This window comes from Defluviitoga sp., from assembly GCF_035349255.1.
Lineage (GTDB): Bacteria > Thermotogota > Thermotogae > Petrotogales > Petrotogaceae > Defluviitoga.
In genome coordinates this window covers 1-16,522 of record NZ_DAOPSE010000014.1, presented here as the reverse complement: position 1 = coordinate 16,522, position 16,522 = coordinate 1, and the positions used below count along the sequence as shown (strand labels likewise).

Genomic DNA, 16,522 nt, shown 5'->3' with positions numbered 1-16,522 from the left:
CCATTTTATATAAAAAAGTACAGTTTAATCTACTTTTCTTGGTCATATATATTTTAAGACATTTATTCTATGTATCAACAGAAATGAATAGAAGGTCTCTACCTTTGTAACCCTTTTAAATTTAAAAAGTTCATAATAATCATTTTTTACTTAATAAATAAGAAGGCTGTACCTCTGTAACTATTTTAAAATCAATTTTTTCTAAAAAATCATGTTTCTAATTCAATGTATGCAATTGAATTATTTTAAAATCATCCAGGTATGAGTAAGGTTCTATAGATTGTGATACTACTTTATCACCATTACCTGTTATAATTATAGAATTTTCATCAATACCCAAGTTAAGCAAGACATTGAAAGCCTCTTTAGGAGAATAGCCTATAAGATTCGGCATTATATTTTTAAAATAGACCTGAATATTATCGGTAAAATTATTTTCACTAGGTTTGAAATAACGATAAAAGATATTTGTGACTACAGGCGCTGCAACTTCTCCACCATAGAACTCGTCTTTGGGATTGTCTATTATTACCAAGGCAGTATATTTAGGGTTTACAACAGGATAAAAACCCACAAATAAAGAATAATAATTTCCTTCAATATAACCAATTCCACTTTGGGCTTTCTGAGCAGTTCCTGTTTTCCCCCCAATTTTTAGCCCTTCTTTGTAAGCCCTCTTTGCAGTACCTTTCAAAACTGTATAACCTAACCAATCCTTTACTGTTTCGGCTGTAGGTTCTGATATTACAAGCCTTTCTTTTGGATTACTATCTTTTAAAAAAGAGGGTTTTACATATTTCCCTTTGTTAGGAACAACATTAAAAGCGGCTATCAATTGAATAGGTGTAACTCCTATACCTTGACCTAGTGATATCTGATATGGTGTAATTGCATACCATTCTGATGGATGAGGAAAAACTCCATTAATTTCCCCTTTAAATTCTACTCCTGTCTTATTCCCAAACCCAAACCCTAAAAGTTGTTCATAAAGCCACAACTCAGAATATTCCTGAAGTATTTTTGTCATAATTTTTGAAATAACTATATTTGATGAATACACTAAGGTTTCTTTTAAGCCTATCTCTCCAAAACCATACCCCTGTGATTCCGTTATTTTAAAATTGGGATTGTTGGTGGGAACATATTCAAGTCCAGAATAAAACTTATCATTATAATTCACCACATTTTGGTCTAAGGCAATAGACATGAGTATTGGTTTCAGAGTTGAACCTGGTTCAATATAACCCATGTAACCAATATTCCAGGGATATATAGAAGCACTTGCTTTTATTTTCCCCGTATTTGTTTCCATTATTATCGCAATTCCACCTTCTGCTCCTTCTTTTTCTACAGCTTTCGATACTTCCTCATAGGCTATTTGTTGCATTTTTAAATCAATGCTTAATCTTATAGTATCATTACTTTCTAACAATTTTTTTTCATACAAAAAAGGTTCTATTCCATATACAGTCTTGTCAATTTTTCCCAAAACCTGGGGTAAGGAAAAGATTTCATTGTATACGCGAATGTTTACAGGATATATCCTTGAAAAATTGTTCAATACTCCCAAATCTAAATATGCTTCTGCATAAGTTTCATATGTTCCCCATTTTAGAAACTTTTTATCTTTTAATTCTTCATCGTTAAATTTTTGATTCAAAAGAAATTTATATTGATAATATTTGTTTCTTCGTTTCATAAATTCTAAATCTATCCAGGCCTCGAATTTTTCTTCGTTTGTAACAAGAAAATGACCCTTGTCATCAACAAGGGTCGCTAGTTTTTCACTTTGCAAGGTAGTTGAAAGTTCTTTAAAGTCTTTTTCCAAAGGATTATTATATATAAAAATGATGACTAATAAGCAAATGTAGGAAAGAAATAAAACTAAAGAAAAAATTCTTTGTTTAAAATTCATGTTTTCTACGGCTCCATAATTTTTAATATTTCTAAGTAATTTTCAATTTGTCTATCTAGTGATTTAATTTTTTCTTCCATGTTTATAACATCCATTTCAGACCTAGAAATTATTGTTTTATAATTTTCGATATTCTTTCCAAAATTAAGAAACAACGTAAGCCAAATGCTAACTGCTATAAAAACCAAGAAAACTAACAATATTAAAACAACATCAATAGCCTTAATTTTTGACCGTGTTCTTTCCGCTCCCTGAGTTTTTTCGATTGTTTTGTCTGGCATAAAAATCCCCCCCAATTGAAGTGATTTTAATCGGTACCAATGAATTCAGCAATTCTTAGTTTTGCACTCCTACTTCTTGGGTTTCTCTTCTTTTCATTTTCTGAAGGTAAAATGGGTTTAATGGTAATGAAGTTATAGCTTTTATTATTTTTGAAAAAGTTTTTTACTATTCTATCTTCTAAAGAATGAAAGGTTATTATAACCACTCTTCCATTCTTCTTTAAGAATTTTTCAAATTTATAAAGTACTTCTTCTAAATTTTTTAGCTCATTATTTACTTCTATTCTTATTGCTTGAAATGTTTTAGTCGCAAAATGTGTTTTCCTTTTGTATATTTCAGAGGTAGGTAGCGCCTTTCTTATAGCATCTACAAGCTCAAGAGTTGAGTTAATTGGCCTGTTTCTTACAATACTTTTTGCTATCTTATGTGCATATTTTTTTTCTTCTCCGTACTCAAATATTATCTGTCTCAATTTTTCTAAGGGATAATTATTGATTATATCTGCCGCAGTAATTTGACTTTCCGAATCCATTCTCATGTCTAAAGGTTCATCTTTAGAGAAAGAAAAACCGCGATTTTCCCCTTTTAATTGAAAGGTTGAAACGCCTAAATCCATCAAAAAACCGTCAACTTTTTCTATCCCTAGTCCTGTTAAAACAATATCTATATCTTGATAAGGTGCTTTTATTAGCTTTATATTGTTTAAATGCTCTTTTAATTTATTTTCAGCTATTTGCAAGACTTCGAAGTCTATATCTAAACCGATAACTTTCGCTTGATCTTCACAAAATTCACAAATAGCTTTAATATGCCCTCCCTCTCCTGCTGTACAATCGACGTATATTCCATCCTTTTTTGTGATTAAATAATTAACAGTTTCATTTACCAATACACTAACGTGTGAATCTTGATATTCTCTTATATTATACACCTCTCTTGTTACAATTAATGATGAATATTAAATAAACTTAAAGTAAATTTTATTGTATTTTTGCAAAATATAACAATTCTGCTTCTATAAAATCATCTATGTTCCCATCTAAAACCGCCTCTGCATTTGACATTTCATAATTTGTCCTATGATCTTTAACAAGAGTATAAGGGTAAAGTACATAGGATCTAATTTGATTTCCCCACGAAATATCCTTTACTTCACCCATCAGTTTCATTTTTTCTTCTAATTTCTTCTGTTGTTCTAATTCATATAGTCTAGCCTTGAGAATTTTTAGAGCATTTGCCTTGTTCTGATGTTGAGATCTTTCACTTTGGACTGCAACAACTATACCTGTAGGTAAATGCGTAATCCTCACTGCAGAATCGGTTTTGTTAACATGTTGACCACCGGCACCACCTGCTCTATATGTATCGATTCTTAAATCTTCTGGTCTTATTTCTATTTCAATATCATCTTCAATTTCCGGTACAACAGATACAGAAGCAAAAGATGTATGCCTTCTCCCATTCGCATCAAATGGAGATATCCTAACCAATCTGTGAACGCCTTTTTCATACTTTAATTTACCATAAGCATATAAACCTTTGATTTTAATGGTGGCACTTTTTATACCAGCTTCTTCGCCTTCTTGACAATCTAAAATCTCCACTTCATATCCGTTTTTTTCCGCCCAGCGGATATACATTCTTAAAAGCATAGAAGCCCAATCTTGCGATTCAGTTCCTCCTGCTCCTGGATGTATGGTTAAAAAAGCATTAGCATAATCATATTTCCCAGACAAAAGCATCTTTAATTGAAATTCATTAACCTTCTTTTGGATTTTTTTTAAAATTTCATCTACTTGCTCAAGAATAGTAGTATCTTCCTCTGAAAGCTCTATCGCTACATCTAAGTCTTCAAATATATTCTCAAGTTTTTTGAAATCTTCTATTTCATCTTTTAGATTTTGAGCCTTTTTTGATACTTTTTGAGCATTCTCCGGATCACTCCAAAATTCCGGCTCTGACATAATCTTTTCCAATTCCTTAACTTCTTTTTCTTTTTCTTCTGAATTAAAAACTTTTTTCAGGTCTTCAAATTTTTCTTTCAATTCATCTATTTTTACTTTTACTTCATATTCTATCATCTAACCACCTCATAAACTTCTCAACTTCTCAGGTTTACCTTTTTATCTTTTAACCTTATATCTTTTGTGTAATTTATTAGAAGAACTACTGTCTGTAGCTTTGGATTTACTTCTCTTATCTTCAGCTGTTACTAAATCATTGTGTATAAAGTTTAAGTTAGCATAAGCTTTCAAAGCTTCTTTTTCTTCTTTTTCCGGGATAACCCTTGCAATTCTCATTAAATAACTTACTATATCATCGTATATGTTATCGACCATTTTATCAAAAAGTATATAAGATTCTCTCTTGAACTCCATTACAGGATCTTTTTGACCATAAGATCTCAAGCTCACTGATTCTTTCAGAGCCTCTATAGAATCTAGATGATGTCTCCATTTGTCATCTATTATTCTTAACATCACAAATTTTGCAACTTTATTAAAATCTTCTCCAAATTCTTCTTTTTTCTCTGAATATCTTTTCCAGAATAAGTTGAAAACTTCTTCTTTTATCTCTTCTGGGCTATTCCCTTTTAAATCTGCAATAATCAAATACTGCTTTAACTTATCAGAAAGTGCCTTCTTATCTATATTTTCTTCGTGTTCATTCCAGAATGAATCTACCAATCTATCTACCACATCTGTAATTATTTCTTTCATGTGCCCATCATAGTTACCTTGTTCTAATATCCAATCTCTGTGATTGTAGATAACTGTTCGTTGCTTATCCATTACAGAATCAAATTCATACAATCTTTTTCTGATTGAAAAATGTATCCCCTCGACTTTCTTCTGGGAATCTTGAATAATGCGAGTCAACATTTTGTGTTCAATAGGCTGACCATCTTCGATTTTTAACGTATTCATCATATTTTTCATTCTGTCTCCACCAAACAATCTCAACAAATCGTCTTCAAATGACAGAATGAATCTAGATTCACCTGGATCTCCTTGCCTCCCAGATCTCCCTATCAATTGATTGTCTATTCTTCTACTTTCATGTCTTTCAGTTCCAAGTACAAAAAGCCCGCCTAATTCGGTAACTCCTTCTCCTAATTTTATATCTGTTCCCCTTCCAGCCATATTTGTAGCAATCGTGATAGCATGCTTTTGACCAGCTTTTGCAACAATTTCTGCTTCTCTTTCGTGATGTTTAGCGTTTAAGACTTCATGAGGTATTCCTCTTTTTTTCAGCATGTTACTTAAAAGTTCACTATTTTCAATAGATGTTGTTCCGACAAGGACAGGCTGACCTTTTTCATATCTTTTAGCTATCTCTTCCACTATTGCTTTGTACTTTTCTTCTCTTGTTTTAAAAATTAAATCATTTTCATCTTTCCTAATAACTGGTTCGTTTGTTGGGATAACAACCACTTCGGTGTTATAAATCGATTTGAATTCGTCTTCTTCCGTTTTAGCGGTTCCTGTCATTCCTGCCAACTTTTCATACATTCTGAAATAATTTTGAAAGGTTATTGTAGCAAAAGTCATACTTTCTTCTTTTATCTTTACTCCCTCTTTTGCTTCAATAGCTTGATGCAAACCTTCAGAATACCTTCTTCCTGGAAGTAATCTTCCAGTAAACTCATCAACTATAATAACCTCGCCATCTTGAATTATATAGTCTCTGTCCCTTCTAAAGAAATTCAAAGCCTTCAACGCATTTAGCAAATGAAACAAATACTGTATATTATTGGGATCATACAAATTGTTGACAGACAACATTCGTTCAGCTTTTGATATCCCTTCTTCAGTCAACGCAACTGTCTTTTGTTTTTCATCTATTGTGTAATCTTTTTCTGGGACAAATCTCTTCGCTAAGCTTGCAAATCTTCTGTACAACTCAGAAGGAGTGTCCGATGGTCCTGATATTATTAGAGGGGTCCTTGCTTCATCTATTAATATTGAGTCAGCTTCGTCAACTATTGCATAAAAATGACCTCTTTGTACCTTGTCTGACTTATCGTATACAAGATTGTCTCTTAAATAGTCAAATCCAAATTCATTGGCAGTACCATAGGTCACATCTGCCTGATACGCCTTTTTTCTTTCTTCTCGATCCATATTTGCTTGAATATATCCCACTGTCAAACCTAAAAATTCGTACACAGGTCCCATCCATTTAGCGTCTCTTTTTGCTAGATAATCATTGTGTGTTGCGAGATGAACATTTTTCCCTGTTAAGGCGTTCAAATAAATGGGTAATGTTGCAACCAAAGTTTTACCTTCTCCTGTTTTCATCTCGGTAATTTTCCCTTCATGTAACGCTATCCCGCCCATTATTTGAACGTCAAAGTGTCTCATATTTATAGTTCTTCTTGAAACTTCTCTAACTACAGCAAAAGCTTCAGGAAGTATATCATCTAGGCTCTCACCATTTTTTAATCTTTTTTTAAATTCTTCGGTTTTTCCTGCGAGCTCTCTATCACTTAGAGAAGTCATCTCTTTTTCAAAATCGTTTACAGTTTTTGTTATTTTTTCATACTTTTTAAGTAAACTTTTATTCTTGTCAAGAAATCCAAACATCATAAACGTTCCACCTCTTTCTTTACTTCAGTTCAAAAGTTAAAATATTGTAATTTTTTATCGTACTTTAATTTTAATAATATAATTACCATTTTTTTCATACTCTTGCTTAACAATAAAGCTATCTATCGAACCATATAAATTTTTAGCCAAGTATTGAGATAAATTTAAAATAAAAACATTAACTACTTCTTCTTTCTCCTCTATTATTTTATAATAAGAAGTATTCTTTAAACGTGGTATTTCTGAAAAATATGTGTTAACTTTTGTAGGCTCAACATTTGAAAAAATAAATTCATTATCTGAAATATACAAAAAAACAAGATCTCCAATATTTTCGTTGGTGAATTGATAAAATATATAATTTCCAATTTTCCCTTTTTTAAGATTCCTTTCCTGAGCAAATATTTCTATTTTTTCTCTATCTATGGAAGACTCAAAAAATATAAATAATTCGTCGTTTGTTATACCACGCCCACTTACAGCTATAATTTCGTCTTTTTCAATAAGATCCTTGATAAAATATAAAGCTTTTTCACTTTCTTCATCTAATGGTAGCATAAAACTCTTAAAATACGAAATAAATGACATTTTATCTATCAGTTCTATAGCTACTGCTTCTCCAAAAAAACTCTTGTTTTCTAGCTGAGTTAAGTTAAAGGATCTGTTACTACCTTCATAATTATTAGACTCAAATGTAATAACAAAAGTTCTAGCTTCAACTGAAACAAAAAAATCCCATGTTTCATTCTTTCCAATAAGATTTTTTGTGCTTCCTGTTATTAGAAAATTTTCATCAAAATCATTCTTGGTCGGTTCCATGTTTATGAAAATACCTTCTTCATTTTTTGTTACTCTATAATTTTTATCATCTAAATTATACAAACCTTCTCCCATTTTGCTAGCGCCAAAAACTTTAATCATAAGTTCATCAAAAACTTCGTATTCTGTGGAATATATAGCAATTCTCTCAGAATCAAGGATCAGTTTATATAATAAGTTAAAGTAATTTGGATTAATAATATCTTTGAAAGTATAATCATTTTGCAAATAGAATACAACCGAAGAATTAAGAAAAGCCTGAAAACTATTTTCATCGGTCTCTAAAAGCCTTGTCCACAATTGCCTAAAATAATCTAATCCTAACCCTTCTGTTGAATTTAAAAACCTGAAGAAGGGAACGGTTGAATAAATTTCCTCATAAGCTTTTAGCAAACTATTTATCTTTATAACAGTTGCAGAAGATAAAGAAGTAATAAAGAATATCATTATAAAAATGAGTAATAGTTTTTTTATTATTTCACACCTCCATATTTTGATACACCTTTGTATTCTAAAATTCTATTTAATGTTTATTATAAAAAATAAGTTCAGATTAAATTTGAGCTGCAATCCTATAACCACCTGAAATTGAAATATTCATTTTTCAGAAATTTTATCTTGAACATTTTTAATTTTTAAATTTCTATTCCTAAAGTTATTCTAACTAGAAAACCTATAAAGAAGGTTAATCCCGCCACACCAAAGCTAATACTCGCCATTTCTAAAAATCTTTTTTTAAAAGGTAAGTCTTTTGCGACAGAAATATAAAAGTTAAATCCTAAAATTATTATAACTGCTATCGCTAAAGTCAATATCAAACACAAAAAATATTTTTTTGGTATTATCAAATAAGGCAAAATCAACAAAACTACAGTAATTATGTAACTGATTCCTGTATAAGTAGCTGATTTCAGGGCATTTTTATTTCCTTCCGCTCTTTGAGAAAGATATTCTGATGCCGCCATAGATAACGAAGCCGCTATTCCTGTTATCAATCCTGAAGACGCTATTAAAAGGCCGTTTTGCAACGCAAAAGTTAAACCCGCTAAGGCACCGGTTAATTCAACTAAAGCGTCATTTAATCCTAGAACTATGGATCCTGTGTAGTTCAATCTTTCTTCTTCTATCATCGATAATAGCTCGGCTTCATGTTTTTCTTCTTCTTCTTCTATTTTTCTGGCTTCTGGAATAACATCAAATACCTCTTTGTAACTGGTTTGTGCCCTTTCCTCACCTCTTTCCATTAATTTAAGACTAAAAGTTAAACCTAGGATTTTAGAAAGTAGAACATAAAACGTAACTTTCAACTTATTTGGTTTTACATCAGTTTGTGTATAATTTTTCAAAATGTTATAATGCTTCAATTCTTCTTCGGCTATCTCTTCTAAAATTTTCTTGTTTTGTTCATCTTTGATTGAATTAGCTATCTTTTTATAAATCATATATTCAGTAATTTCATTCTTTTGAAAAATTAATAACTTGTTCATTATTTCTTCTTCGACCATTGATATCTCTCCTCCCCTTCTTCTTCTTTATCAAAACTTTCATAAATTTCTTTAATCTCTTTTTCGTAAGTCTTAAAAATCTCTAAAAGTTTTGGATTAAAATGTGCGGGTTTGGTTCTTGTATCTCCTTTTAATAAAATTTCTAAACTTTGTTCATGAGTGAAAGGTTCTTTATAACTTCTTTTTGATCTCAATGCATCGTATATGTCAACCAAACCAACTATTTGAGCTTCAATAGGAATATCATCATTTTTAAGTCCAAAGGGATAACCACTTCCATCATAATGTTCGTGATGATATAAAGCAATTCTTCTTGCTGTTTCAAAATAATCTCCTGTAAGTAAATGTTCAGCATACAAAGGATGCTTTTTTATCTCTTCCCACTCACTGTCTGTTAATTGTTCCTTTTTGTTTAGGATAGAAGCAGGTATTAAAAGTTTTCCTACATCATGTAAAGGAGAGAAAATCCTTATTTTTTCAACTTCTTCTTCTGACAATCCATATTTTTCTGCAAGAAAGGCAGATAGCTTGCTTACCCTATGAATATGCATATAGCTATTTTCATCATGAGACTCTGCAATAAGAGCTAGGTTGTTAGTAAAATCAATGTATGCTTGTCTAACTTCTTCTGTTTTTAGTCTATTTAATAAAAAAACTTTGGCTAAATTTATAAAATTATCAAAAAAATCAATAGACTCCTGTGAAAATACTTTATCACTCCCTTCTTTTATATCAAGAGAAATATCTAAATATCTCTTTTCATCAATTTTAATTACCTTTAATATTGTAGATTTTATTGGCTTTGAGTATTTGTTTATTGATGATAGTATTTCTTCTGGCATCCTGTTCATATTAGATAAAGAAATATTTTCGACTACTTGTACTTCTTGCGTAAAAAAAGCATACTCTCTCTTCAACTCCAGACTATTTAACCCTGAAACATCATGACCAATAGCTGCTAAAAACTTCCATTCATCACCTTCTATTAAAGAAACACTTCCATAATCTGCTTCGGGTACTTCAGAGATCAGTATATTTAAAAACTTTTGGAAGAAAATTTCTACTGGTACTTCCTCATTTCCCATGTCTGAAATTATTACTAATAAATTATCTATCTTTTTTCTTAAAAGCGCGATATTTTCATAACTTTCTCTTAATTCTTCGTTTTGAGCAATCAACTGTTCATTTGAAGATATAAGTTGTTCATTTGCAGCTGCCAGTTCCTCGGCAAAGTTCTGAAGCTCTATCTCGTTTTCTTTCAGCTTTTTCAACAGAATATTAACCTTTTTATTTTTATTGATGATTACAATATTTATAACTATTAAAAAAACTATAGAAACAACACCAATCCAAAATAAAACGGGATATTTTTTATAGAAAGGTATAGGTTTATTTAAAACGATTGAATTGGGCGGAAGAGAATTTAAAGAAATTTTAAATTTAACTAATTGAGGGTAATTAAACAAGTACTTGTTTTCCAGTAGGTAATAACGCGGCAAATTTTTGATATCTGCTCCCGATAAAATATTTAATACAATTTCTCCTGCTTTTACTCCTTGGTCGAATGCGCTTGTTATCTTGCCGCCAATCACATTATAATCCATGTAGACACTCAAAGTAGTGTAAATAGGTATTTTGTCAAATTGTTCGATAAAACGTCCAATTTGATCGAAACTATAGAAAACACCATTCTTATCTTTATTGAAGCCTAAAAGAATAGCTATTGAATTCTTTACCGGATTACTGAGATTTTCGTGTATTTCTTCTAAAGAATCACTTAGAAATATAAAATTTATGTTTGGAAAATAAGGAATTACTTCTTTTCCCATTTCTTGTCTTACAAGAATACTGGTTTTGGTGTAGTTGTCTATTATTACGTAAACATGCTTCACATCTTTATGAAGGCTCAGCGCTGTAGACAATGTATCTCTTATATCCTGAGTTTCTACAACACCGGTTGCAAAATCTTTACTTTCTAAATTGTACTCTTTATAATAATTAATACCACAAAACACAACGGGTATACCTTTGAAAAAAGTTTCATAATTTTCTAAAACGAAATCAAAAGCATCATTATCTAGAGCAATCACAGCATCTAAATTTATATTTTTAAACTTTTTGAATAAATAATCTTTGAACAATTCCAAAGAATAGGGATCTCCAAATCTTTTGGAATCTAAATATTCAACATAAACTTCTAATTCATATTGTTTACTTAATACAGAATTAAGGCCTTCTAATTCTACATCAGACCAAGATAATCCTGGGTTATAAGAGTTTAGAACCAACACAGAGTTTTGAGAAAAGAGAGTTAGACCAAGTTGTACTACCAATAAAATTAACAAAAATATTTTAGTGTATTTAATGGTTTGTACCCCCTTTACCATTCAAAAAACAAACTTTCTTTGCTTTTTGAATTTTAGTTTAGTGAGCCTTATACATTAATCCCTTGTTTACACCCCAGACATTTCAGTTCTTACATATTTATTATAACATCTTTCATTTACAAATAATTACTAAAATTGAAAAAGAATGTGATACATTGAGCAATCATCTTCTTATATTTTCAATCAACAAGCCTTTATACTTAAAACATAATCTTTGTTAACATAAAATTATTCTATTCTTATTGTATTCGTAATTTATTTTTTTTATGATATTAGTGATTGTTGGCTCAAAATTTTGATTAATGTTTGAGCTACCTTAATGCCTGAATGTGCTCCTCTAGAGTGTAGTACCTATAAAGTGACTATAACCATAAAAGGTAAGGAGGGGGTAAAATGTCAAAAGGTTGGTTAATAACTGTTGGAATTTACCTATTACTGATGGGGATTATAGGTCTATTTGTAGCATCAATGCCCACGTGGCATGCGTGGATTGATTTGATTGTTGCAATTATCTCCTTGATCGTAGCTTCTACGGATAAGGGCAAAAAAGGTTCATCGTGAGGTAACAGAAAATATAGAGTATAAAAATAGATAAACAAAAAGGGCGTATAAAACTGCCCTTTTTGTTTTAGATTGAGATTCTGAAGGAGTGATCATGTGCCGTTTGATGGTTTAGTTTTATATAAGGTTTTACGAGAAGTTAAAGACAACATTTTAGGAGAAAGAATAAAAAACATTTATCAACCTGTATATTACCAAGTTTTGTTACAATTACCCAATAATTTTTTATTGTTTTCCCTTCAAAATCCCTCTTATATGCTTTTATTACCCGAAAAACCAGATATACCTATGGAACCTGGGCATTTTGCACAGTTTCTAAGAAAAAGAATTAGAAACTCAAGGATATTAAATATAGAACAATTAGGGTTGGATAGATTAGGTTTTATTGAAATAGAAGGCTACGATGAAGAAAAATCAGAAAAGGTTATGTATAGGTTGTATTTTGAATTGATGGGTAGAAACTCCAATCTTATCTTAGTTAATGAAGAAGGCAAAATTGAAGAAGCTTACAAACATGTGCAAGACGAATTTAGGCCAATTATACCTGGCGATAAATTTGTACCCTACTACGACGATTCAAAGCTAGATATTTTAAACGACGATATTAAAACCTTGGACAAATTATCTTTAGACAATTTGATGGGCTTTTCAAAAAAATCCAAAGACTTTTTAAAAATTATAGGTATTGAAAAAGCCGTTCATGATCTTAGGGGTCCGCATTTATATTTTTACCAAGATAATAAAAAATATGATGCTGTAGCTATAACTCCTAATAATTTTGTGTATGAGAAACTTAATCCTTCAGAAGCCTTACTTAAGGTATTTCAAGAAAGAGCTAATCGATCAAGATTCTTAGAGATGAAGAAAAAACTAGAAAAAAATGTTAAAAACCTTATTGAAAAAACTGAGAAAACTAAAGATCTGATTTTAAAAGATTTAGCTGAAGAAGCTCGCTTGAAAGAGCTTGAAACAAAAGGTAAACTACTCCAGAGTTATTTATTCCAAATAAAAAAGGGAGATAGATATCTTCCTGTAATTGATTGGAACACTGGGTTAGAAATTGTTATAGAAATAGATCCTTTGTTATCTCCCACTCAAAATCTTCAAAATTATTATAAAGAAATAAAACGAATTAAGAAAAAAGTTGAGTTTGCAAAGGAAAGAATTAAAGATATTGTAGAAGAATTAGAATATCTATATCAACTTTTAGAAACAATTAACTTAGCTGAAGACATCGAAACTCTAATAGAAATAAGAGAAGAAATGAAAGAACAAGGTTTAATTAGAGAAACTAAAAAACCTCAAAGAGAAAAGAAGATAAAGTCCACATATAGAAAGTTCGAATATGAAGGTTTTGAAATACTAGTAGGTAAAAATAACAAACAAAATGATGATTTGACACGTTCTGCAGCCAGAGAGGACGTATGGCTTCACACACATGAAATTCCAGGTTCTCATGTGATAATTAAATCCTCAGGCCAAAAAGTACCTGAGGAAGTAGTTAAATATGCAGCAAGAATAGCAGCAACATTTTCAAAAGCTAAAATGTCATCGAATGTTGCAGTTGATTACACTCAAAGAAAAAATGTCTGGAAACCTAAAGGAGCTAAACCAGGAATTTGGCTTTATGATAATTACGAAACAATTATTGTTGAACCCTTAGAAGACATATAAAGATATGTTTTAAATAATTTAAAAATCTTCATAAATGTGTTCTTTAATTTTTATATCCCAACAATCGGGATATTCTCCTAGTACAGTCCATAACGTAGCCTGCAAATTCTTCAACACTTACTTCTTTAGCATGAGATGCACTCATAGAAATACTTACAGCTGCAATAACTTGATTATCGTAATTAAAGATGGGGGCCCCTATGCAGTAAATCCCATCTTCATTTTCTTCATTATCTATTGCGTAACCCATTTTTTTTATTTCGGTTAACTGTTTTTTTAATTCCTTAGGATCTGTAATTGTATTTTTACCTCTTTTTTCTAATTTTACCGCTTTTAAATACTCTTCTAATTCTTGTTGTGGTAGATGGGCTAAAATAGCCTTTCCAAATCCGGTTGCGTATAAATTCATCCTCATTCCAATCCTTGACATCATCGGCAGAGAGTGGGGACCCTCAATCTTTTCAATGTATACTCCTTCATAACCATCTTTTACCACAAGGTGGACAGTTTGACCTGTTTTTACCATGAGATCAACTAAATGTGGTTGAGCTAAGTCTCTGAGGTTTATTTTTTTCAGGATTATACTTCCATACTCTACGAGTTTGAAACTGGGAATGTAAGTCCTATCTTTATTCTTAGTTAAAAGTTCTCCTTTGTGTAAATCATCTAGATACTTATAGGCATTAGAGATTGACATATCAAATTCATGAGCAATTTCTGTTGCACTTACTGGTGTAGGAGAATTAACGATATAATCAAGCATGGCTATAACATTTTTAACAGTTTGAATTTATATTCACCTACCTAAAAATTTCTATCAAATATCTACTATAATTATATTATATTTTTGCCAAATCATTTTACTTTGTAATTACAAATAGGTAAAAAAAGCTTCCTTTACCTAGTAATTCCTTTTTCATTCCCAAAAAAGGAAAGAAGATCCTCCCATGTGGGTAACCCTTCCACATCACCCTTCACAGTCAGTGCAAAAGCTCCTGCCGCATTTGCTAATTTAACAGCTTCCTGCAATGTATAACCTTTTATTAGTCCAGCTAAGAATCCAGCTGCAAAGGCATCTCCTGCTCCAATTGGATCGATGATCCTTTTGACTTTAAATCCGGGAATGTGTGTTGTTTCCTCTTTTGTACCTAGAAAAGCACCATTTTCTCCTACTTTCATAACAACTATTTCAGGACCTATATCCAAAAATGTATTTAATATTTCCTTTTCATCAGAAGACCCTAACAAAATTTTTGCTTCACTTAGTCCTGGCAATAAGATATCTGATTTACTGATTATATCTAAAATAGTTTCTTTCATTTTTTCTTTATCATCCCAAACTTTAAACCTTATGTTTGGATCGAAAACTATTTTCAAATCATGCTTTTTTGCTATTTCTATTGCCTTATATACTGTTCTACAACATGATTCGCTCAAGCCAGGAGTTATACCTGTTAAATGTAAATATTTTGCTTGAGCAATATAATTTTCATCTAAGTCGCTTTCATCCATAAAACTTGCTGCAGATCCTTTTCTGTAATAGTATACCACGCTTTCCCCTATTTCCACCCTCTCTTTGAAAAAAACACCGGTGGGATGATTTTCATCCCTTTTTACTTGAGAAACATCCACACCTTCTCCTCTAACAAAAGATTCTATGTAATCTCCAAAACCATCTTTACCTAATTTACTAATCCATCCTGCTTTTAGACCTAATTTTGAAAGACCTATAGCAACATTTGATTCAGCGCCTCCAATATGTTTATTAAATTGATATATATACTTTAAAGGCCCTGTCTCTGTAGGTACAAAAAGAACCATCGTTTCGCCTAAAGTTACTACATCCATTATAATCACCACATCCATTATTGTTTTAGTTTTTAATTTTTTCTTTAATAAATTTTCTCATCTACTTTTTAGCTTCTCTGATTGCTACAACAAATTTTCTAGCAGTTTCTTCAACTTCTTCATAGTTAGCTTCTCGAGCTCCTTTAGTTAACTCAGCGCCGACTCCAACTGCTAAACAACCTGCTTTAATCCATTCAGCGACATTTTCTAAATTTACCCCCCCAGTCGGAATAATAGGTGCATAAGGAAGAGGACCTAAGATAGATTTAACCATTGAAGGACCAAAAGCACTGCCTGGAAACAATTTTACAAAATCTGAACCTGATTCCATTACTTCGATAATCTCTTTTATAGACATTGCTCCCATCATTGTAACTTTTTGGTACCTGTTACATAATTTTACCATTTCAGAATTAAAGTAAGGACTCACAAAAAATTCCGCTCCGGCTAACATAGCCGCCCTGGCACTTTCTGAATCAAGTACTGTACCTGCCCCAATAAGAATTTCACCATTTGGATAACTTTTTTTTAGCTCTTTAATTACTTCAATAGCACCTGGAACAGTCATGGTTATCTCAATAGCATCAATTCCTCCTTTTTTTACTGCATTCGCAATTTTTATAGCCTTTTCGGGAGAATTTGCTCTAACAACAGAAATTATTCCTGTACCTACAATGCGCTGCATTACTTTTAATTTTTCCATGTAGACCTCCTTGCTTAAAATTTTATAGTTGATTACCAAAAAATGGCCTGCACTTAATATGTTAAAAATAGGGTAAGATATGCAGGCCAATCTTTAAATCAGAGAGTTAAAAGAAATACTGCATAAATTTTATTTCTCTAATTTAATATTTCCAAAGTTTACTGTGCTCTGATAATTGTTACCAGTTGGATCATTCCAAGTTAGTATTCCTACCCTTCTTCCAGCTGCACTAGCATCGT

At 31.2% G+C, this 16,522-nt stretch carries 14 protein-coding genes; 2 read left to right on the top strand and 12 right to left on the bottom strand.

Going from position 1 to position 16,522, the window contains the following annotated elements:
- Positions 1-217 precede the first annotated feature (217 nt).
- The 8 genes from PKN74_RS04995 to PKN74_RS04960 all read right to left on the bottom strand — a co-directional run bounded on the left by PKN74_RS04995 (position 218) and on the right by PKN74_RS04960 (position 11,497).
- Positions 218-1,915, bottom strand: coding sequence for a penicillin-binding transpeptidase domain-containing protein (locus PKN74_RS04995; RefSeq protein WP_472309221.1), 1,698 nt, complete (start codon positions 1,913-1,915; stop codon positions 218-220).
- Between the two features lie 5 nt (positions 1,916-1,920).
- Entirely contained in the window at positions 1,921-2,196 is a 276-nt protein-coding gene (locus PKN74_RS04990; protein ID WP_472309219.1) for a hypothetical protein, read from the bottom strand.
- Positions 2,197-2,222: 26 nt separating this feature from the next.
- On the bottom strand, positions 2,223-3,119 hold the full coding sequence (gene rsmH / locus PKN74_RS04985) for a 16S rRNA (cytosine(1402)-N(4))-methyltransferase RsmH (RefSeq protein WP_472309261.1): 897 nt from the start codon (positions 3,117-3,119) through the stop codon (positions 2,223-2,225).
- A 58-nt stretch (positions 3,120-3,177) separates the two neighbouring features.
- Complete coding sequence (gene prfB / locus PKN74_RS04980) at positions 3,178-4,278, bottom strand: peptide chain release factor 2 (RefSeq protein ID WP_472309217.1); 1,101 nt, start codon at positions 4,276-4,278, stop codon at positions 3,178-3,180.
- A gap of 42 nt (positions 4,279-4,320) precedes the next feature.
- A complete protein-coding gene (secA, locus tag PKN74_RS04975; protein WP_472309215.1) occupies positions 4,321-6,786 on the bottom strand; it encodes a preprotein translocase subunit SecA in 2,466 nt (821 codons plus the stop codon).
- A 54-nt stretch (positions 6,787-6,840) separates the two neighbouring features.
- On the bottom strand, positions 6,841-8,052 hold the full coding sequence (locus tag PKN74_RS04970) for a hypothetical protein (RefSeq protein ID WP_472309213.1): 1,212 nt from the start codon (positions 8,050-8,052) through the stop codon (positions 6,841-6,843).
- 188 nt (positions 8,053-8,240) lie between these two features.
- Positions 8,241-9,110: a VIT1/CCC1 transporter family protein gene (locus tag PKN74_RS04965; RefSeq protein ID WP_472309211.1), complete on the bottom strand. Its 870-nt coding sequence runs from the start codon at positions 9,108-9,110 to the stop codon at positions 8,241-8,243.
- The gene (locus PKN74_RS04960; protein ID WP_472309209.1) at positions 9,092-11,497 is read right to left on the bottom strand and encodes an HD domain-containing phosphohydrolase; all 2,406 of its coding nucleotides are present in this window, start codon (positions 11,495-11,497) and stop codon (positions 9,092-9,094) included. The genes PKN74_RS04965 and PKN74_RS04960 overlap by 19 nt, the downstream gene beginning before the upstream one ends.
- 393 nt (positions 11,498-11,890) lie before the next feature.
- On the opposite strand from PKN74_RS04960, the gene PKN74_RS04955 reads away from it, so the two are divergent.
- Together PKN74_RS04955 and PKN74_RS04950 are read left to right on the top strand one after the other, a co-directional pair.
- Entirely contained in the window at positions 11,891-12,058 is a 168-nt protein-coding gene (locus tag PKN74_RS04955) for a hypothetical protein (RefSeq protein WP_472309207.1), read from the top strand.
- A gap of 96 nt (positions 12,059-12,154) precedes the next feature.
- Entirely contained in the window at positions 12,155-13,732 is a 1,578-nt protein-coding gene (locus PKN74_RS04950; protein WP_472309205.1) for an Rqc2 family fibronectin-binding protein, read from the top strand.
- 43 nt (positions 13,733-13,775) lie between these two features.
- Here the strand turns inward: PKN74_RS04950 and PKN74_RS04945 are convergent, their stop codons facing one another.
- The 4 genes from PKN74_RS04945 to PKN74_RS04930 all read right to left on the bottom strand — a co-directional run.
- Entirely contained in the window at positions 13,776-14,522 is a 747-nt protein-coding gene (locus PKN74_RS04945) for an IclR family transcriptional regulator (RefSeq protein WP_472309259.1), read from the bottom strand.
- 107 nt (positions 14,523-14,629) lie between these two features.
- A complete protein-coding gene (locus tag PKN74_RS04940; protein ID WP_472309203.1) occupies positions 14,630-15,580 on the bottom strand; it encodes a sugar kinase in 951 nt (316 codons plus the stop codon).
- Between the two features lie 61 nt (positions 15,581-15,641).
- The gene (locus PKN74_RS04935) at positions 15,642-16,283 is read right to left on the bottom strand and encodes a bifunctional 2-keto-4-hydroxyglutarate aldolase/2-keto-3-deoxy-6-phosphogluconate aldolase (protein WP_472309201.1); all 642 of its coding nucleotides are present in this window, start codon (positions 16,281-16,283) and stop codon (positions 15,642-15,644) included.
- A gap of 129 nt (positions 16,284-16,412) precedes the next feature.
- Positions 16,413-16,522 (bottom strand): sugar-binding protein (locus PKN74_RS04930; protein ID WP_472309257.1); only part of this gene is annotated, 110 nt, incomplete at its 5' end.